The 19,445-nt window shown below is 63.0% G+C and carries 13 protein-coding genes; 9 read left to right on the top strand and 4 right to left on the bottom strand.

Annotated features, from left to right (window positions below; genetic code table 11):
• Positions 1–9 precede the first annotated feature (9 nt).
• The 3 genes from HWV67_RS14640 to fusA all read left to right on the top strand — a co-directional run bounded on the left by HWV67_RS14640 (position 10) and on the right by fusA (position 3,573).
• Entirely contained in the window at positions 10–357 is a 348-nt protein-coding gene (locus tag HWV67_RS14640) for a hypothetical protein (RefSeq protein ID WP_175651737.1), read from the top strand.
• Positions 357–1,349, top strand: a complete 993-nt coding sequence (locus tag HWV67_RS14635) for a DUF6708 domain-containing protein (RefSeq protein WP_175651736.1) — start codon at positions 357–359, stop codon at positions 1,347–1,349. Before HWV67_RS14640 ends, HWV67_RS14635 begins: the two co-directional genes overlap by 1 nt.
• A 118-nt stretch (positions 1,350–1,467) precedes the next feature.
• Positions 1,468–3,573: an elongation factor G gene (gene fusA / locus HWV67_RS14630; RefSeq protein ID WP_175651735.1), complete on the top strand. Its 2,106-nt coding sequence runs from the start codon at positions 1,468–1,470 to the stop codon at positions 3,571–3,573.
• Positions 3,574–3,648: 75 nt separating this feature from the next.
• Here fusA and HWV67_RS14625 read toward each other — a convergent pair whose 3' ends face one another.
• A complete protein-coding gene (locus HWV67_RS14625; protein WP_175651734.1) occupies positions 3,649–5,112 on the bottom strand; it encodes a SulP family inorganic anion transporter in 1,464 nt (487 codons plus the stop codon).
• Between the two features lie 174 nt (positions 5,113–5,286).
• Between HWV67_RS14625 and HWV67_RS14620 the strand changes: the two genes are divergently transcribed.
• From HWV67_RS14620 to HWV67_RS14595, 6 genes are all read left to right on the top strand, one after another.
• Positions 5,287–6,564 carry a bifunctional O-acetylhomoserine aminocarboxypropyltransferase/cysteine synthase gene (locus HWV67_RS14620; protein WP_175651733.1) on the top strand — a complete coding sequence of 426 codons (1,278 nt, stop codon included), beginning with the start codon at positions 5,287–5,289 and terminating at the stop codon, positions 6,562–6,564.
• Positions 6,565–6,806: 242 nt separating this feature from the next.
• The gene (locus HWV67_RS14615) at positions 6,807–8,579 is read left to right on the top strand and encodes a flavin monoamine oxidase family protein (RefSeq protein ID WP_175651732.1); all 1,773 of its coding nucleotides are present in this window, start codon (positions 6,807–6,809) and stop codon (positions 8,577–8,579) included.
• Complete coding sequence (locus HWV67_RS14610; protein ID WP_175651731.1) at positions 8,576–10,273, top strand: thiamine pyrophosphate-binding protein; 1,698 nt, start codon at positions 8,576–8,578, stop codon at positions 10,271–10,273. Before HWV67_RS14615 ends, HWV67_RS14610 begins: the two co-directional genes overlap by 4 nt.
• Before the next feature lie 12 nt (positions 10,274–10,285).
• Positions 10,286–12,295 carry a hypothetical protein gene (locus HWV67_RS14605; protein WP_175651730.1) on the top strand — a complete coding sequence of 670 codons (2,010 nt, stop codon included), beginning with the start codon at positions 10,286–10,288 and terminating at the stop codon, positions 12,293–12,295.
• Between the two features lie 142 nt (positions 12,296–12,437).
• Positions 12,438–14,384, top strand: coding sequence for a DNA topoisomerase III (locus tag HWV67_RS14600; protein WP_175651729.1), 1,947 nt, complete (start codon positions 12,438–12,440; stop codon positions 14,382–14,384).
• A 30-nt stretch (positions 14,385–14,414) separates the two neighbouring features.
• Positions 14,415–14,804 carry a VOC family protein gene (locus HWV67_RS14595; protein ID WP_175651728.1) on the top strand — a complete coding sequence of 130 codons (390 nt, stop codon included), beginning with the start codon at positions 14,415–14,417 and terminating at the stop codon, positions 14,802–14,804.
• 226 nt (positions 14,805–15,030) lie between these two features.
• Here the strand turns inward: HWV67_RS14595 and HWV67_RS14590 are convergent, their stop codons facing one another.
• The 3 genes from HWV67_RS14590 to HWV67_RS14580 all read right to left on the bottom strand — a co-directional run bounded on the left by HWV67_RS14590 (position 15,031) and on the right by HWV67_RS14580 (position 19,445).
• A complete protein-coding gene (locus tag HWV67_RS14590; protein WP_175651727.1) occupies positions 15,031–17,124 on the bottom strand; it encodes a TonB-dependent siderophore receptor in 2,094 nt (697 codons plus the stop codon).
• Positions 17,125–17,262: 138 nt separating this feature from the next.
• The gene (locus HWV67_RS14585; protein WP_175651726.1) at positions 17,263–18,207 is read right to left on the bottom strand and encodes a p-hydroxyphenylacetate 3-hydroxylase reductase component; all 945 of its coding nucleotides are present in this window, start codon (positions 18,205–18,207) and stop codon (positions 17,263–17,265) included.
• A 68-nt stretch (positions 18,208–18,275) separates the two neighbouring features.
• Positions 18,276–19,445 carry a p-hydroxyphenylacetate 3-hydroxylase oxygenase component gene (locus HWV67_RS14580; protein ID WP_175651725.1) on the bottom strand — a complete coding sequence of 390 codons (1,170 nt, stop codon included), beginning with the start codon at positions 19,443–19,445 and terminating at the stop codon, positions 18,276–18,278.

Here is a 19,445-nt window from a genome sequence, read left to right as displayed (position 1 = left end):
GCTACACAAATGGGCGCAGCAACCCTGTCAATTACGGTCGGCTTGGCGTATGCAAAACCGTACTTGGAATACCTGTTCAAAAAATACGGATCTCGTCCAATTCTAGGTTTAGCAGTTAGATCAGGCCTGCAAGCATCTACTGCGTTGGCCTTACGCATGGCTCTAATGCTTCAGATGCTCTTCGGTTTAAATGTCGTGCTCATAGCGCTAATGTTAATTGAAATATTTTTACTCCCTAACCGACTACAGCGCTATCTCGACAACTGCACGTTTCGCAAGGAACGCACCAATACCCCTCTCGAAACTGAAGAGAAAGAAATTCAAATCATGCAGAGCGCACTACAGGGAACGTTCTAATGTATTATCTGGAGCGTGGCCTCCAATGGTCCAAGACGCTAATTACTTACGAGGAGGCCAAGACCGACTTCAACAATCAACAGCGCCAACCGGGGCAACCTGAGCTTCATGCGCCGGAAAGCGTAAGGGAGTCCGTATCAGAGCAAACTCACGATAATTCGTCACTCTACTCTCACAATGACAAGTACATTGATCTCCGCACACCCGGCGATGAAAAAAGAGGTGTAATTACGATATTCCTAGGCTGGACATATGGATTCATCACTTATATGTTTATAGCGATGGGAGTCATCTCTGCGGAAAAAATCATCGCTGGATACGGCCACAATGGAGCCGAGCTAAATAGCTCTGACTATTTGATCCTGACCTTATTTCCGTTATTCTGGCCAATAATACTTTTTATATTTTTGAAATATACTTCTCGTTTCATTCGCCTGGAATCCTTCACCGCCCGCCGCATTATCGTCCGTTTCAACCGCATCACCCGTAAAGTTTACCTGCTCCGTCCCAAGCACCTCGGCGGCATCCGCATCATGGACTGGGACAAAACCGAGATACTGATCGACAAGAAGATGAGCGAGTTGGAAGGCACCGGCGGCTTTGTCATCCTGGTCTGGGACAAGGGTGACGGCGTGGATCTTGGGGGCACGCCCACCGATAACATCGAAGTCACCTTCATCGGCAAACCCACCCGCAACGCCAGAGAACTGCTGGCCTTCTGGGAATACATCCGCCGCTACATGGAAGATGGCCCCGCCGCTGCCCCAGCACCGGAAAAGCTCATCTGCAAATTCCCCTGGCCATGGCTCTCGCTCAAAGCCGCCTGGGGACTGGACACCAGTTTCGTGCGCAACCGCGAATTGCGGGTATTCGTACTGCTCAACCTGCTGCTATGGCCCGTCATCCTGATCCACGCCACCGGCCACTGGTTGTCCTTGTTGCTGTGCTACGAGCCACGCTTCCCCAAGTCCATCGAAGACGCCGGACGCTGATGACACCACCACCCGGCGCCCGCCCAAGCACAACCCCCAGCCTCTGCTACCGTGGAAAGACCCGGGCCACATCTCTCGGCCCGTCTTTCCTACTTGCATGAAGCACGGGTGACCCCTCATGGCGCGCACCACTCCCATCGAGCTTTACCGCAATATCGGCATCGTTGCCCACGTCGACGCGGGCAAGACCACCACCACCGAACGCATCCTCTTCTACACCGGGGTCAACCACAAAATGGGCGAGGTGCATGATGGCGCCGCGACCATGGACTGGATGGCCCAGGAGCAAGAACGCGGCATCACCATCACTTCCGCGGCGACCACGGCGTTCTGGCAAGGCTCGACCAAGCAGTTCCCGGACAAGTACCGCTTCAACATCATCGACACCCCCGGCCACGTCGATTTCACCATCGAGGTGGAGCGCTCGCTGCGGGTGCTGGACGGTGCGGTGGTGGTGTTCAGCGGCGCCGACGGCGTCGAGCCGCAGTCCGAAACCGTCTGGCGCCAGGCCAACAAGTACCATGTGCCGCGCCTGGCCTATGTGAACAAGATGGACCGCCAGGGCGCGGACTTCCTGCGAGTGGTCAAGCAGATCGACCAGCGCCTGGGCCACCATCCGGTGCCGATCCAGTTGGCCATCGGCGCCGAGGAGAACTTTCTCGGTCAGATCGATCTGGTGAAGATGAAGGCCATCTACTGGAACGAAGACGATAACGGCACCAGCTACCGCGAGCAGGAGATCCCCGCCGAATTGCTGGACCAGGCCCTGGAGTGGCGGGCCCATATGATCGAGGCCGCCGCCGAAGCCAATGACGAGTTCATGACCCTCTACCTCGACGGCACCGAACTGACCAACGAACAGATCAAGGCCGGCCTGCGCCAGCGCACCCTGGCCAACGAAATCGTCCCGGCAATCCTCGGCTCGTCGTTCAAGAACAAGGGCGTGCCGCTGATGCTCGACGCGGTGATCGACTACCTGCCAGCGCCCTCGGAAATCCCGGCGATCCACGGCACCGACCCGGATCACGAAGACAAGCACCTGGAACGCCACGCCGACGACAACGAACCGTTTTCGGCGCTGGCCTTCAAGATCGCCACGGATCCCTTTGTCGGCACCCTCACCTTCGCCCGCGTCTATTCCGGCGTGCTCAGTTCCGGCGACGCGGTGCTCAATTCGGTCAAGGGCAAGAAGGAACGGGTCGGTCGGATGGTGCAGATGCACGCCAACCAGCGCGCTGAAATCAAGGCTGTGTGCGCCGGCGATATCGCCGCGCTGATCGGCATGAAGGATGTCACCACCGGCGACACCCTGTGCGACATCAACAAGCCGATTATCCTCGAACGCATGGACTTCCCCGACCCGGTGATCTCGGTGGCGGTGGAGCCGAAAACCAAGGCCGACCAGGAAAAAATGGGCGTCGCCCTCGGCAAGCTGGCCCAGGAAGACCCGTCATTCCGGGTCAAGACCGATGAGGAAACCGGGCAGACCATCATTTCCGGCATGGGCGAGTTGCACCTGGACATCATCGTCGACCGCATGCGCCGCGAGTTTGGCGTCGAGGCCAATATCGGCAAGCCGCAGGTGGCCTACCGCGAGAAGATCCGCAACACCTGCGAAATCGAAGGCAAGTTCGTCCGCCAGTCCGGCGGGCGTGGCCAGTACGGTCATTGCTGGATCCGCTTTGCCCCCGGCGAGGAAGGCAAGGAAGGGCTGGAGTTCATCAACGAAGTGGTCGGCGGCGTGGTGCCGCGGGAGTACATTCCGGCGATCCAGAAAGGCATCGAGGAACAGATGCGCAACGGCGTCGTCGCCGGTTATCCGCTGATCAGCCTCAAGGCCGCGGTATTCGACGGTTCGTACCATGACGTCGACTCCAACGAAATGGCCTTCAAGGTCGCTGCATCCATGGCCACCAAGCAACTGGCGCAGAAAGGCGGCGCGGTGCTGCTGGAGCCGGTGATGAAGGTGGAAGTGGTGACGCCCGAAGAGTTCATGGGCGACATCATGGGCGACCTGAGTCGCCGTCGCGGCCTGATCCAGGGCGGCGAAGATACCCCGGCGGGCAAGGTGGTGCGGGCTGAAGTACCGCTGGGCGAGATGTTCGGCTACTCCACCGAAATGCGCTCGATGACCCAGGGTCGGGCCAGCTATTCGATGGAGTTCATCCGGTATGCAGAGGCGCCGGCGAGTATTGCCGATGCGATTATCAAGAAGCAGGGGTAGTTTTCCGGGGCCTCATCGCTGCGGTTCGGCGCGCCGACAAGCCAGCGATGAGGCCCTTCGATCACTCCATAAACCTCAGTGATCCGCCCCCGCCCGCTTCAGCAGTTGCTTGCACCGCTCCGATAAATGCACCACCCGCAAATGCTTCCCAGCCTTGGCATAGCGCTCGCGCAAGGTCTTCAACGCGGCGATCGCCGAATAATCGACAAAGCTCAAATGCTGACAATCCAGCGTCACCAGCGCCGGGTCATTGGCCGGGTCGAACTGGTTGAGAAACGGCGTGCTGGAGGCGAAAAACAGCGTCCCGTGAATCCGGTACAGCTTGCTGCCGTCGGCCTCCAGATGGCTGTCGGCATAAAGCTCCCGCGCTTGCTGCCAGGCGAAATTGATCGCGGCGATGACAATGCCGAACATCACCGCCATGGCCAGATCGGTGAACACCGTGACCACCGTCACCGCGATGATCGCCAGCACATCGCTCAGCGGCACTTTGTGCAGCACCCGCAACGAGGCCCAGGCAAAGGTCTGCTGGGCCACCACGAACATCACGCCCACCAGCGCCGCCAACGGAATGCGCTCGATCAGCGGCGAGAGGAACAGCACGAACAACAGGATCATCACCCCCGCCACCACCCCGGACAGCCGACCACGACCACCGGAACTGAGGTTGATCACGGTCTGGCCGATCATCGCGCAGCCGCCCATGCCGCCGCACAGCCCCGAGGCGATATTGGCGGCGCCGAGGGCCACGCATTCGCGGTCCGGATGGCCGCGGCTTTCGGTGATTTCGTCGGTGAGGTTCAACGTCAGCAGGGTTTCCAGCAGGCCGACCAGGGCCATCAGCACCGCATAGGGCGCAATGATCCGCAGCGTCTCCAGGTTCCACGGCACTTGCGGCAGAGCCAGCGACGGCAGCCCGCCGGCGATATGGGCCATGTCGCCGAGGGTGCGGGTCGGCAGGTCGAACAGGTAGACCAGCATGCCGACGCCGAGGATCGCCACCAGCGCAGGCGGCACGGCGCGGGTCAGGCGCGGCAACACGTACACCACCGCCATGGTCAGCCCGACCAGGCCGAGCATCAGCCACAACGACGGGCCTTGCAGCCAGGTTTCACCGCTCTTGAAGTGCTCCAGTTGAGCCATGGCAATGACGATCGCCAGGCCGTTGACGAAGCCGAGCATCACCGGGTACGGCACCAGCCGCACCAGCTTGCCCAGGCGCAACAGGCCGAAGGCGATCATCAACAGTCCGCCCAGCAACACCGTCGCCAGCAGGTACTGCACGCCCTGCTGCACCACCAGCGCGACGATCACCACCGCCATCGAGCCGGCCGCGCCCGAGACCATGCCCGGGCGGCCGCCGAACAGCGCGGTCAGGGTGCAGATAATAAACGCGCCGTACAGGCCCATCAGCGGATTGAGGTGGGCGACCAGGGCAAAGGCGATGCACTCGGGCACCAGCGCAAACGAAGTGGTCAGGCCAGCCAGGACATCACTGCGCACGCGCAGGGCCCGGGATTTGGGGTGTGTTTGAGACATCGGGGATTCCGTGGGGTGAGGCGAGGAAAAAGCGCTGGCGAGCTTACCGGATTCACAACAGCGCCGCGAACCCTGCAGGCGCCACTCAATCCCCTACACCGCCTGCGGCTATTGACCATTCAAACCCGCCACCCCATGCTCGCCCGCTCCACCCACGCTCAAGGAATGACTGCAATGAAGCTGGAAACACTGGCCATTCACGCGGGTTTCAGCCCGGACCCGACCACGAAGGCCGTCGCCGTACCGATCTACCAGACCACCTCCTTCGCCTTCGATGACACCCAGCACGGTGCCGATCTGTTCGACCTGAAGGTGGCCGGCAATATCTATTCGCGGATCATGAACCCCACCAACGATGTGCTGGAACAGCGCATGGCCGCCCTCGAAGGCGGGGTCGGCGCGCTGGCGGTGGCGTCGGGCATGGCTGCCATCACCTACGCCATCCAGACCGTGGCCGAAGTCGGTGACAACATCGTCTCGGTCGCCAAGCTCTACGGCGGCACCTACAACCTGCTGGCCCACACCCTGCCACGGATCGGCATCCAGACCCGCTTCGCCCCGCACGACGACATCGCCGCCCTCGAAGCGCTGATCGACGAGCGCACCAAGGCGGTGTTCTGCGAGTCCATCGGCAACCCGGCGGGCAATATCGTCGACCTCCAGGCCCTGGCCGACGCCGCGCACCGTCATGGCGTGCCGCTGATCGTCGACAACACCGTGGCCACGCCGATCCTGTGCCGGCCGTTCGAACACGGCGCCGATATCGTCGTGCACTCGCTGACCAAGTACATCGGCGGCCACGGCACCAGCATCGGGGGCATCGTCATCGACTCGGGCAAATTCCCCTGGGCCGATCACAAACAGCGCTTTGCCCTGCTCAATCCCCCGGACGCTTCCTACCACGGCGTGACCTACACCGAAGCCTTCGGCCCCGCCGCATTCATCGGTCGCTGCCGCGTAGTGCCGCTGCGCAACACCGGCGCCGCGCTGTCGCCGTTCAACGCCTTCCTGATCCTGCAAGGCCTGGAAACCCTGGCGCTGCGCATGGAACGCCACACCGAGAACGCGCTGAAGGTCGCCCATTACCTGCAACAGCACGATCAGGTGGCCTGGGTGAAATACGCCGGCCTGCCGGACCATCCGGAACACGAACTGGCCAAGCGCTACACCGAGGGCAAGCCCGCGTCGATCCTGTCGTTCGGCATCAAGGGCGGCCAGGAAGCCGGCGCACGCTTTATCGATGCGCTGAAACTGGTGGTGCGCCTGGTCAACATCGGCGACGCCAAGTCCCTGGCCTGCCATCCGGCCTCCACCACCCACCGCCAGTTGAACGACGAAGAACTGGAAAAAGCCGGCGTGCCGCGTGACATGGTGCGGCTGTCCATCGGTATCGAACACAGCGACGACATCATCGCCGACCTGCAACAGGCCCTCGACGCCAGCCGCCTGTAAGCCTACGCGACCCCAGGCTGCGCCCCTCCCAATAATGACGGCGGGCGCGAGCTTGAGCGGTTCATTCGCGTTACCTTGCGCGCATACCAATTTTCCCATCAAAGCCCCGGTTTCATTGGCCTTCGCCGCATCCGCGATCACCTGCAAAAAAATCAGTGATAGCAGATTGGCATTGTCACTTGGCTCGTCAATACTGCCTCCCGCATGGAAATCCTTGCCCACACAACATAGGGATATAGGCGATGAGTCAGACCCAGCCATTGGATGTCGCCATCATCGGCGGCGGTGTATCGGGAACCTACAGCGCGTGGCGCCTGCAAGAGGCGCAAGGCGATCATCAGCGAATCCAGTTGTTCGAATACGGCGACCGCATCGGTGGCCGGCTCTTCAGCATCACCCTCCCCGGTCTGCCCAATGTCGTCGCTGAAGTCGGCGGCATGCGCTGGATGCCGGCCACCGAAGACGATACCGGTGGCCATGTCATGGTCGACAAGCTGGTCGATTACCTCGAACTGCCCAAGAAAGACTTCCCGATGGGCAACGAGCAGCCCGAGGGCGATCCGGTCGGCGCCAAGAACAACCTGTTCTACCTGCGCGGCCAGCGCTTCCGCTTCCGTGACTTCACCGAGTCACCGGACAAGATCCCCTACGCCCTGGCGTGGTCCGAACGCGGTTTCGGCCCCGAAGACCTGCAAGTCAAAGTGATGAACAGCATCTATCCCGGCTTCGACCAGCTCAGCCTGGCCGACCAGATGCAGGTCAAGGTGTTCGGCAAGGAAATCTGGCGCTATGGCTTCTGGGACCTGCTCTCCCGCGTGCTGAGCAACGAGGGCTACCAGTTCATGAAGGACGCGGGTGGCTACGAGGCCAACGTCGCCAACGCCAGCGCCGTGCCCCAGTTGCCCGCCACTGAATACAGTGACGATACCAAGTTCCTGACCCTGAAAACCGGTTTCCAGACCCTGCCGCTGACCCTGAACGAGCGCTTCAAGGCCGTCCCCGGTGGTCTGGTCCCGAGTGACCAGCGCGTGCAGTTGAACCGCCGTCTGGCCTCGCTGCAATACAGCGATGACACCGAGTACCCGTACCGCCTGCACTTCCAGCCGACCCAGACCATCGACGGCACCACCACCGATATCGTCGACGCTCCGGAAGTCATCGTCCACGCCCGCCAGGTGATCCTGGCCATGCCGCGCCGTTCGCTGGAGCTGATCGAGTCGCCGCTGTTCCAGGACCCGTGGCTGAAAGAAAACCTCGGCTCGGTGCTGGTGCAGTCGGCGTTCAAACTGTTCCTCGCCTACGAACAACCCTGGTGGCGCAGCCTCGGCCTGGTGGCCGGCCGTTCGGTCACCGACCTGCCGATCCGCCAGTGCTACTACATGGGCACCGAGTGCGAACAGGAAGGCGGCAAACCAAGCCTCAACTCGCTGCTGATGGCCTCGTACAACGACATCGGCACCGTGCCGTTCTGGAAAGGCCTGGAAGGCGGCCTGCCGTTCCAGGGCTACCAGCCCAAGAGCTTGCGCGGCGAGGTCGATGCCAACGAAATCGTGCCGAAAACCCAGAACCAGGTCAGCGAAGAGATGGTCCGCATCGCTCAGCGCCAGGTCACCTCGCTACACGACCAGGTCGAGCTGCCGGCGCCGTACTCCGCCGTCTACCACGCCTGGGACGCCGATCCTTACGGCGGCGGCTGGCACGAATGGAAGGCCAACTTCCGCCTCGACCTGATCATCCAGAACATGCGCCATCCGGTGCAGGAGCAGGCGGTGTACATCGTCGGTGAAGCCTATTCCTACGGCCAGGGCTGGGTCGAAGGCGCGCTGACCACCGCCGAATCGACCCTGCAGGACTTCTTCGGCCTGGCCCGGCCAAGCTGGCTGCCAGCGGCCTATCAATTGCTGCCGGAGCCCGGCCCGACCGATATCGCCGACCCAGCGCCACTGGCGTGCAAAGACTGCGCGGGCACCCTGGAAGCCGTCACCGAGTTCGCCTACACGGGGATCAAGCCATGAGCGTCGAGTTCAGCGTTGCCGACTACCTGCTGACCCGGCTCAAGGAGCTGGGCCTGGCCAAGGTGTTCCAGGTGCCGGGTGACTATGTGTCCGGCTTCATGGATGCCCTCGAAGCGTTCGAAGGCGTCGATGCCGTCGGTGAAGTCTTCGAAATGGGCGCCGCCTATGCCGCCGATGGCTACGCGCGGGTTCACGGCCTCGGCGCGGTGTCGCTGCAGTACGGCGTGGGCACCTTCAGTGCGGTCAACGCCATTGCCGGTGCGTTCGTCGAACGCAACCCGGTGGTGGTGATTTCCGCCAGCCCGTCCACCAAAAACCGCGAACTGGCGAAAACCCAGAACGTGCTGTTCCACCACTCCACCGGCAACTTCGAAGCCGACCGCAATGTGCTGGAACAGGTCACCGTGGCCTGCGAGATCCTCTCCGACGCCCGCCAGGCGCCGTGGCAGATCGACAGCGCGCTGATCGCCGCCATCACCCATCGCCAGCCGGTCTACCTGGAAGCCTGGCAGGATGTCTGGAGCCTGGAATGCGCCCGCCCCCACGGCCAGTTGTGCCCGGAGCCGCGGCCTTCCAACGCGGACGCCTTGCAGGCGCTGGTGGACAACACTGTGCAGCGCCTGGGTCAGGCGAAAAAACCACTGGTGCTACTGGGCGTGGAAGTCATGCGCTACGACCTGCAGGGCCAGGTGCAATGGCTGATCGACGGCCTCGGCCTGCCGTTCAGCAGCACCCTGGACGCCAAGACCGTGCTCGACGAAAGCCAGCACGCCTTCATCGGCACTTTCGCCGGCCCGGCCTCGCGCCTGGAAACCTCGCGGGCGGTGGCCGAGAGCGACTGCATCCTGGCGATCGGGGTGATCTTCACCGACGACTACCTGGACCTGCTCAACACCCGCTTCGACCAGATCATCCAGGTCAACTGCGACTTGGCCCGCACCGGCCCGGACTACTACCCCAACGTGCGCCTGCCCGACTACGTCGACGCGCTGCTCAAGGCGCTGGACCTGGACGGGCGCTTCCCGCGCCACGACGTTCCGCTGGCTGCCCTGCAAAACCGCTTGGGCGCGAGCAGCCCGGATGACGCGCTGAGCTACGCGAGCTTCTTCGACACCCTGGTGGAGTTCGCCCAGGAACACCGCGTCTGGGAAAACAGCACGCTGATCCTCGGCGAGAGCTCGTCGTTGTACGTGTCCAGCAACATCCAGGGCATGCCCCGCGACAGCTTCCTTTCCGACGCCATCTGGGGCTCCCTCGGCCATGAAACCGGCTGCGCACTGGGCGTGGCCTTGGGCAGCGGGCGGCGGCCGATCGTGGTGGCGGGCGATGGCGGTTTCATGATGGTCACCCAGTCGCTGGCGGCGCTGACGCGCAACAAGATCAATGCGCTGGTGTTCGTCATGAGCAACCAGGTGTATGCCATCGAGCAGGCCTTCGTCGACATCGACGCGTTCGACCCGGATGGCCAGTTCGCGCCGTTCGACATCCTGCCGAGCCTGAACTACCCGGCGCTCGCCGAAGGCTATGGCGCGCTGGGTTATCGCGTCGACACCGTCGCCGAATTGCAGGCGTTGCTGCCGACACTGCTGGCGCTGGAGGACCGTCCGGCCCTCGTGGAAGTGAAAATCAGCGAGAAAGACCTCGCCATCCAGATCGACCGGCTGGCAAGGCCGCCGAAAAAACCGAGCAAGTAAGGAGTTCGTTTCATGGATCGAAACACCAGCGTGCGTACGGCGATCGCCTGCGCACTGCTGGCTGCGTTGCCGCTCAATGCCAAGGGTCACGGCATGCATGGCAACGACAGCCAGTCCGAAGTACAAGAAGTGTTCTTCCCCAAACTGCCCATCGACACCGACCTCAAGCAAGCCCTGCAGCAATGCGTCAGCGCTGCGGACACCGACAAGGACCATCTGCTCTCCGGCCTCGGCGGCGCCCGCTATGACCTGGTGGCCGTGAAAGACGCCGAACAGGTCCAAGCCTTCTACAGCCAGGGCATGGCCCTGCAATACGGCTTCAACTTTGGCGAAGCGATCCGCGCCTTCTATCAGGCCTACCAGCTCGACGACAGCTCGGCGATGCCGCTGTGGGGCGTGGCCCTGTCGGCCAGCTCCAACATCAACACCGACGCCACCCAGGGCTGCGACCAACTCGCCAACCTGAGCGCCCGGCTGGCGTTGCAAAACGCGCAAGCCCGCCTGACCAAAAAGCCCGCCGGCTTCACCGACGACCAGTTGCAACGCGAAGTGGCTTACGCCGAGGCCTTCCTCAGCCAGTACGACGAGAAAGGCGAGCAGATCGGCTTGTCCCTCGAAGGCAAGAAACGCTACGCGGCGAAGATGAAAGCGTTGTCCGAGAAATACTTCGACGACCTCGACGCTTCCGCCCTGTACGCCGACGCCTTGCTCAACATCGCCCCGTGGAAATGGTGGAAAGGCGTCGAGGCGACCTCCGACAAGGTCGACCCGACCAACGAGGCCTACGAGGCGCTGCAGGTGCTGAACCGCATCCTCGTGGCGGACGAGAACCACTCCGGCGCAAACCATTTCTACATCCACGCCATTGAAGAGTCGCCGTTCCCCGACAGCGGCCTGCCCATGGCCGACCGCTTCCGTACCCTCAACCCGGCGGTGGGTCACCTGATCCACATGGCCTCGCACATCTACCAGCGCACCGGCAACAACGCGCTGTCCAGCGCCACCAACTACGCGGCGGTGTCGGTGGACCGGGCCTATGCCAATCAGGTTCAGCCGCAAAGCCCGTACCTGCTGCACTACCTGGGGCACAACATCCACTTCCTGACCTGGACCCTGTCCATCGAAGGGCGCAAGAACGAAGCCATGAACATGGCCAGCGAACTGGTGGACAACACCACGCTGAATGCCTCGTCGGAATTCCTCTGCAAGCAGTACCCGCAGGAGCTGAAAACCAAGTCCGACTACTTCTACGCGGTGCCCTACTACTACGCCGTGCGCTTCCAGGACTGGGACGCGCTGGAGCGGATCAAACCGAACATCAGCAGCGGCCTGGCGAAGATCAACGAGACCTGCGCCAAGGCCGATCCGAAGTGGGTGGCGCTGACCATGCCGTACACCCGGATCATGGAAAGCTATGCTGCGGCGTACCAGAAGCTCGGCGCCAACCTGGACAGCGGCAAGGCCGTCGAGGCGTTGGGCGATTTCTGGGGCAAGGTCGGCAGCGTCCTGCAAGAAGACGGGAACGCAGCACTGAAATACGGCAACAACGACGCCATTCAACTGCTGCGCCTGGCCAACCTGATCCTGTTCACCAAGGCCCAGGACAGCACAGGTGGCAAGTTGGTGCTCAAGGACGTCCAGCAGGCCAGCGCCAAGGCGCTTGGCGAGCACGGCAAAGTGCTGGCCGATGACCTCGGTGCGCTGCAGGACGACAACAAGGCGCAGATCATCGCGGCCTGGCGCAAGGCGGTCGAGGTGCAGGACGGGCTCTGGTACAACGAGCCGCCAGACTGGTACTACACCGTCCGCGAATCCCTCGGCTATGCGCTGCTGGCGCAGGGTATGGCGGCGGACGCGGAGCAGGTGTTCAGCGAAGACCTCAGTGAAAACCGCTTGAGCGGGCGTTCGCTGAATGGCCTGAAGCTGGCGTTGCAGGCGCAGAAGGGCAAGAGCGTCAGCCTGGAGCTGGAGCAGAAGCTGCAGAATGCATGGCGCAATGCGACGGTGAACGCGGCGCCCTGAAACCTTGTCGCCGGCAAAACCAGCTCCCCTGTGGGAGCTGGCTTGCCAGCGATGGCTGTACATCCATACAGATAAAACTTGCCTCAACCGCACTTCCTGAGCATCCTAGGGCCTTCTTTCCCCCAGGACTCCGCCCCGGCACATGCGCCTGTTCCTCTGTGAAAAGCCTTCCCAGGCCAAGGATATTGCCAAGGTCCTCGGCGCCAACCGCCGCGGCGATGGCTGCTGGGTCGGCACCGGCGTCACCGTGACCTGGTGCATCGGCCATCTCCTGGAAACCGCCCCGCCCGACGCCTACGACGCCCGCTATAAACGCTGGGTGCTGGCCGACCTGCCGATCGTCCCGAGCCAGTGGAAAATGCAGGTCAAACCCAAGACCGCCAGCCAGTACAAGGCAGTCAAGCGCCTGCTGGGCGAGGCCGCGGAACTGGTGATCGCCACCGACGCCGACCGTGAAGGCGAGATGATCGCCCGGGAACTGGTGGAACACTGCCGCTACCGCGGACCAATCCGCCGCTTGTGGCTGTCGGCGCTGGACGACGCCTCGATCCGCAAGGCCCTGGCCAGCCTCAAGCCCGGCGCCGAAACCTTCAGCCTGTACCACTCGGCTCTCGGCCGTTCGCGCGCCGACTGGCTGATCGGCATGAACATGAGCCGGCTGTTCACCCTGCTCGGCCGCCAGTCCGGCTACCAGGGCGTATTGCCAGTGGGCCGGGTGCAGACCCCGACCCTGCGCCTGGTGGTGGACCGCGACCGCAGCATCGCCGACTTCGTGCCGGTACCGTTCTGGGCCATCGACGTGCAACTGGACAGCGCCGGAACCGTCTTCACCGCGCAGTGGCGCGCGCCGGACGATGCCTGCGACGACCAGGGCCGCTGTCTCAAGCAGGAACTGGCGCAACAGGCCGCTGCTGCAATCAATGGCGCGGGTTCGGCGCAGGTGGTGGCGATCAAGACCGAGCGTGTGCGCGAAGCGGCGCCGCTGGCCTTCGACCTTGGCACCCTGCAGGAAGTCTGCTCGAAGAAACTCGGCCTTGGCGCCCAGGAAACCCTGGACATCGCCCAGGCGCTGTATGAAACCCACAAGGTCATCACCTACCCGCGCAGCGACTGCGGCTACCTGCCCCTGAGCCAACACTGCGAAGCCCCGGCAATCCTCGCCGCCCTGGCTCGCGCCGACTCATCGCTGGCGCCGCTGCAGCCGTACCTGGAGCCGCAACGCCGTTCGCGGGCCTGGAACGACGCGAAAGTCAGCGCCCACCACGGCATCATCCCCACCGCCGCGGCCATCGACCCGAACCGCCTGCCGGGCAAGCACAAGGCGGTCTACACCCTGATCCGCGCCCGCTACCTGGCGCAGTTCCTGCCCAACCATGAATACGACCGCACCCAGGCCGACTTCGATTGTGGCGGCCAGGCCCTGCGGGCGGTGGGCAAGCAGATCGTCGAACCGGGCTGGCGCCGCGCCCTGCCCGAGGCCCTGACCCCGCCAAAAGGCCGCGAGGCGCCGGCGCCGCAGGTGTTGCCGACATTGAACAAGGGGCAATGGTGCGAGGTGCGCGAGGTCAACCTGAAAGACCTCTGGACCCAGCCGCCCAAACCCTTCACCGAGGGCGACCTGATCAAGGCGATGAAGAACGTCGCTAAGCTGGTGGACGATCCGCGGCTCAAGCAGAAACTCAAGGACACCACCGGCATAGGCACCGAAGCGACCCGCGCCGGAATCATCCAGGGCCTGCTGGACCGTGGCTACATGGTGAAGAACGGCAAGGCGCTCAATGCCACCCCTGCCGCCTTCAGCCTGATCGACGCGGTGCCCCGCGCGATTGCCGACCCGGGCACCACCGCGATCTGGGAGCAGGCACTGGACATGGTGCAGAGCGGCGAAATGACTCTGGAAACCTTCGTCGCCAAACAGTCGGCGTGGATGAGCAAGCAGGTGGAACGATGTGCCGGCATGAGCCTGACCATCTCCGGCCCGGCGACGCCGGCGGGCCGTGGCGGTTCGCCGTGGAAGAAGAAGCGCAAGAGCAGCAGCACTGCCGCAACACCCAAGCGGCCACGAAAACCTCGGGCAAAAAAGGCCTGATCCCTTCTTACCGACTCAAGGAAGATCCTTATGAAACTCGGCTACACCATCGCCTATGTGGCTGACGTACCGGCCTCGCTGGCCTTCTTCGAAACCGCCTTCGGCCTGACCCGGCGCTTTCTGCATGAAGGTGGCGACTACGGCGAACTGGACACCGGGCCGACCACTCTGGCGTTCGCCTCGCTGGAACTGGGCAAGGCGAATTTCGACGGCGGCGTGCTGGCCGCCAGCGAAAGCCAGCGGCCACTGGGAATGGAGATTGCCCTGCTGACCGATGATGTGGCGGCGGCGCATGCCAGGGCGTTGTCTGCCGGAGCGGTGGAGCTGAAGGCACCGCAGACCAAGCCGTGGGGCCAGACCGTGTCCTGGGTGCGTTGCCCGGCGGGGATTCTGGTGGAGTTGTGTACGCCGGTGGGGTGATTCCGCGAGCCCTATCGCTGCATAGGCATTTACACATCCCACAGCCATGACGCAGAACCGTGTAGCGGCCGTTAGCCGCGATGGGCCGCACAGCGGCCCCAGATCCATCCAGCACCTTGTTTCTGGCTGGCCTGAATCTCACATTCAGGCATCCTCAAGGTCGACAGAAATGCCGGGCTTGGACAGCCATCTCGTGCTGGATGGTTTTGGGGCCCTCAGCCTCACCTCAAAGACTGAACGCCAGGCTCAGGCTGAGGTTGCGCGGGTCCCCCGGCATGTTCCACGCCGCGTTATACCCCCGCTCGTAATACTTGCGGTCAAACAGGTTGTTCAAGTTCAAGCCCAAGGTGAGCTGCTCGCTCGCCTTGTAATGGGCCAGCAGGTCAACGGTGCTGTAGGCCGGCAGACGGAAGCTGCTACCCGCCTGACCAGAACGTTCGCCGACATAATTGGCCGAAGCGCCGACATCCGAGCCCCGCAGCGCCCCATCCTGAAACTCATACACCGCCATCAGACTGCCACTGTGCCGGGGAATGCCGAGCAAGTCGCTGCCCTTGGGCAGGGCCGCGTCGCCCTTGGTCACTTCGGCGTCGATGTAGGCGTAAGCGCCAATCACCCGTACTGCATCGCTGAGTTGGCCGCTGAACTGCAGGTCCACACCCTGGCTGCGGGCCTTGCCGGCGGCGATGCTGTCGCCAAAGGCGTCGGTGGTGATGACGTTTTCCTTGTCGATATGGAACAGCGCCAGCGTGGCGCCGAGCCGGCTGTCGAACAGATCCAGCTTGAGCCCGGTCTCGTAGCCGATGCCCTTCTCCGGTTTGTAGACCTGGCCCCGGGTGCCCATGCTATTGGGCTTGAACGATGTGGAGGCGTTGGCGAAAACGCCGACCTCGGGCGTGAGCTGGTAGAGCAGGCCCAGGCGCGGCGTGGCGACGTCCTTTTCCTGACGGTTGCTGACGCCAGTGGCGCGGTTCTGTGCGGTCTGCTCGATCCGCTCCAGGCGCACACCCACCAGCCCGCGCAGGCGCTCGGTGAAGGCGATCTGGTCTTGCAGGTTCAACGCATAGCTTTCCGTGCGCTCGAAGAAGTCGTTGGGGTTGACCAGCGCAGGCTTCGGCTGGCCATAGACCGGATTGAAAATATCCAGGCCATAGCCGAAGCCGGTGACGCTCTGCGGGTATTTCTGGCTGTTGCGGTAGTTCTCGTACTCCAGGCCGATCAGGCTTTGGTGCTGCCAGCCGGCAAGGTCGAACTGGCCGTGCAGCTCGGCCTGGGTGATGTTGTCGTTCCACTCGAAATTGCGTTCGCGGTAGAAGCGGCTGATCTGGCTGCCCACCACCCGCGACGGCTCCGAGCTGTTTCCGCGCAGCGTGCCCTGGGTGTAGTGGTTGGCCAGACGCAGCTTCCAACTGTCGTTGAGGTGATGCTCCAGCGCCAGGTCGAGGGTCTGGTTGTCGTTGCGGATGCGACCGTCGCTGGGCTCGCCGATGAAGGTGGAACGGGCGACCGGGCCCAGCTCGTTGTTCACCGCCGGAATGCCACGGTCGAACACGGATTCGGTGCGAGAGAATTCGCTGTCGAGGGACAACAGGGTGTCGGGACTCAGTTGCCAGCTCAGCGACGGGCTGACGATCTTGCGGCGGCCGTCCACGTGGTCACGGAAGCTGCCGTTGTCTTCAACCGCCAGGTTGACCCGCGACAGCAGACTGCCGTCGTCGCTCAGCGGGGTGTTCACGTCCAGGCTGCTGCGGTAGCGATCCCAACTGCCGGCGCTGGCCTTGAAGGTGGTGAAGGCATCGGCCTGGGGCTTCTTGCTGACGATATTCACCAGCCCGCCCGGATCGCCACGGCCGTAGAGACTGGCGGCCGGGCCCTTGAGCACTTCGATGCGCTCGATGGTCGAGGTGTCTGGCGCGCTGTAGCTGCCGCGGTTGATGGCGAAGCCGTTCTTGTACAACTCGCCCGTGGTGAAGCCGCGCACGCTGTAGTTGAGGAAGGTCAGGCCGCCGAAGTTGTTCTGCCGCGAAACACCACCGGCGAAATCCAGGGCGCGGTCGATGCGGGTGCTGTTGAGGTCTTCGAGCACCTGCGCCGGCACCACGCTAATGGCTTGCGGGGTGTCGCGGATATCGGTGTCGGTCTTGGTCGCGGTGGCCGAGCGGGTAGCGCGATAGCCTTGCACCGGGCCGTCGGCGCGCTCTTCGATGCGGCGCTCGGTGACGCTGACGGCGTCGAGCAACACCGTGTCCTGCGCCGTCGCAGGCAGGCTCAGCAGGCCGGCAGACAGGCCGAGGTACAACCTTCCAATGGGGTAGTTCATGGGGGCTCCTGAATTATTGATGTAATAACATAACAATTCAGAAGCGAAATGACACCCTCGGGTTTGTGAGGGATTGGGTTTCAGTAACTCACTTGAGGGTCTTATCGCTGGGAAAACCAGCGATAAGACCCTCAAGATTCAACCGCGAATCACAGCCTTGAGCACCGTCTTGAACGTCTCGATCTGCTCTTCGCTGAACTCGCCAAACACCGTGTCCTGCTGCTCGCGAGCGATGGTCCACAGCGCTTCGGTCTGGTCGATGCCGCCTACGGTCAGGCGCACATTGCCGCCCTCCTCGCTACCGCTGACCAGGCCCTTGCGGGTCAGGTTGGCCACGGCTTCATCGATTTCCCGCGCGGGCATCGCCACTTCGCGTTGCAGGTCAGTGAGGCTCAAACCGGCATCGTTCTCCAACACCATCAGCATCCGCGCTTCGCTGGTGCGCAGGCCGCTGGACAGTTGTCGTGGCTGGTAGCTGGTCTGATAAGCACGCAGGGCCTGGGTCATCAGGTAGTACAGGTTGTGGCTCAGGCGCCCCTGGAAGTTGCTGCTCGGTGGCTGGCCTTCTTCGCGGCGGGTCATGCGGGGGTGCGGGAGGACCATGGAATACGCGCCCTGGTGATACAGCAACGGCGAACGCCCGCAATCTTCGAACGCCACCACCTTGCCGATCATGATCCAGTGATCGCCACCGTCGAGGATCTGGTACTTCTCGCACTGAAAGTTGGCCGAGCAGTCCAGCAGGATCGGCGCCCCGCCCGCACCCGCTTCGTGTGCAATGCCGGCGAAACGATCATCCCGCGGCTTGGCGAAGTTGTTGGACAGGTCGATCTGGTCAGCGGCGAGAATATTCACCGCGAAATGGCTGGCCGCCTCGAAGGTCGCAAGGCTCGTGGAACGCTTGTCGAGGCTCCAGAGGATCAGCGCCGGATCGAGGGACACCGAGTTGAAGCTGTTGGCGGTAACGCCGACCTTGTTGCCGGCGCCATCATCGGCGGTGACCACGGTAACGCCGGTGGCGAAGTTGCCCAGGGCGCGGCGGAAGGCACGGCTGTCGAAGGCCGCAACGGTTTCATTGGACATGCAAGACTCCCCGGCTGCCCGCAACGGGCAACCGTGATTTGTTTTTATGTGAGAGAGAAGATCGAGCGTCAGACCATGCTCGGATCAGGCTCAAGGCCCATCAACTCGCGACCCAGAATCTGCGCGCAGACGTCGTAGTCGGTGTAGGCATGCGCACCGGTCATGTGCGAGTCACGCCACAGGCGCTGCAGCTCGTTGCTCTCGAACCACGAGGTGCCGCCGGCAGCTTCGTACAGACGATCCACGGCCTGGATGCACATCTTCACCGCGTAAGCCTGATTGGTACGCCAGAACGCCAGGGTCTCGCGGTCCGGGTATTGCTTGCGGGCGCCGTGGTCGGCGTGGTCCTGCCAGGTTTTTGCGAGGAAGGCACGGGCGGCGGCGACCTGGTGGGTCGACTCGGCCAGGCGCATCAGCGCCGGGGTCGCGGCACCGACGCTGACACCGGTGTAGGCGCGCACGCGGTTCTTGGTCTTCTCGCGGAAAGCTTCGAGCATGCGCTCGGCGATGCCCAGGCTGATGGTGGCGAAGCCCACGGCAAAGTACGGGCGGTACGGGGAGTAGAAAATCTTGCTGTCCGGGTACAGACCGAAGCCTGCGGACTTGCCTTCCATCATGTCCTTGGCTTTCTGGATGCGATGCTCGGGGACGAAGGCTTTGTCGATGATCAGGGTCTTGGTGCCGCTGCCTTTCATGCCGGCGGCGAACCAGTCGTCACGGATTTCGTAGTCGCTGCGCGGCAGCACAGCGAAGCAGTAGTCCTGGGTGCCTTCGGCATTGGCGCGGCGGCAGCCGACGATGGCCCACTCGGCGTGGTCGCAACCGCTGCTCCAGCCCATTTCGCCGCTGAACAGCAGGCCGCCTTCGACCTCTTCGACGCGACCGAACGGCGCGATGCTGCTGCTGGCGGTGTGGTCCGGGTTCACGCCCCAGATTTCTTCCTGCAGCTTGGCAGGGAACGTCGCCAGTTGATGGTTATGGGTGCACAGCAGGCTCATGGCCCAGGCAGTGCTGGCACAGGCGCCGGCCAGCAGTGCGATGCAATCGGTGAATTCCGGCAGGGAGATCTCCATGCCGCCGTAAGGCTTAGGCAGGAACGCGCGGTGCAGGCCGATCCCCTTGAGCAGGGCGATGTTCTCGGCGGGGACCATGCGGTCTTTTTCGGCACGGGAGGCATTGGCGGCGATGGTCGGCAGTACCGACTTGAGGTCTTCGAGCAGCGGGTTTGGCTTTTTCAT

Source organism: Pseudomonas sp. Marseille-P9899 (assembly GCF_903166565.1).
Taxonomy (GTDB): Bacteria; Pseudomonadota; Gammaproteobacteria; order Pseudomonadales; family Pseudomonadaceae; genus Aquipseudomonas; species Aquipseudomonas huaxiensis.
This window is presented reverse-complemented; position numbering and strand designations above follow the sequence as displayed.

Bases quoted from the DNA above. Each gene is read 5' to 3' on its own strand.
- HWV67_RS14580 (WP_175651725.1), bottom strand. From the start codon at position 19,445: ATGAAAAAGCCAAACCCGCTGCTCGAAGACCTCAAGTCGGTACTGCCG.
- HWV67_RS14585 (WP_175651726.1), bottom strand. From the start codon at position 18,207: ATGTCCAATGAAACCGTTGCGGCCTTCGACAGCCGTGCCTTCCGCCGC.
- HWV67_RS14600 (WP_175651729.1), top strand. From the start codon at position 12,438: ATGCGCCTGTTCCTCTGTGAAAAGCCTTCCCAGGCCAAGGATATTGCC.
- HWV67_RS14625 (WP_175651734.1), bottom strand. From the start codon at position 5,112: ATGTCTCAAACACACCCCAAATCCCGGGCCCTGCGCGTGCGCAGTGAT.
- HWV67_RS14640 (WP_175651737.1), top strand. From the start codon at position 10: ATGGGCGCAGCAACCCTGTCAATTACGGTCGGCTTGGCGTATGCAAAA.
- HWV67_RS14595 (WP_175651728.1), top strand. From the start codon at position 14,415: ATGAAACTCGGCTACACCATCGCCTATGTGGCTGACGTACCGGCCTCG.
- HWV67_RS14605 (WP_175651730.1), top strand. From the start codon at position 10,286: ATGGATCGAAACACCAGCGTGCGTACGGCGATCGCCTGCGCACTGCTG.
- HWV67_RS14590 (WP_175651727.1), bottom strand. From the start codon at position 17,124: ATGAACTACCCCATTGGAAGGTTGTACCTCGGCCTGTCTGCCGGCCTG.
- HWV67_RS14610 (WP_175651731.1), top strand. From the start codon at position 8,576: ATGAGCGTCGAGTTCAGCGTTGCCGACTACCTGCTGACCCGGCTCAAG.
- HWV67_RS14615 (WP_175651732.1), top strand. From the start codon at position 6,807: ATGAGTCAGACCCAGCCATTGGATGTCGCCATCATCGGCGGCGGTGTA.
- HWV67_RS14635 (WP_175651736.1), top strand. From the start codon at position 357: ATGTATTATCTGGAGCGTGGCCTCCAATGGTCCAAGACGCTAATTACT.
- HWV67_RS14620 (WP_175651733.1), top strand. From the start codon at position 5,287: ATGAAGCTGGAAACACTGGCCATTCACGCGGGTTTCAGCCCGGACCCG.
- fusA (WP_175651735.1), top strand. From the start codon at position 1,468: ATGGCGCGCACCACTCCCATCGAGCTTTACCGCAATATCGGCATCGTT.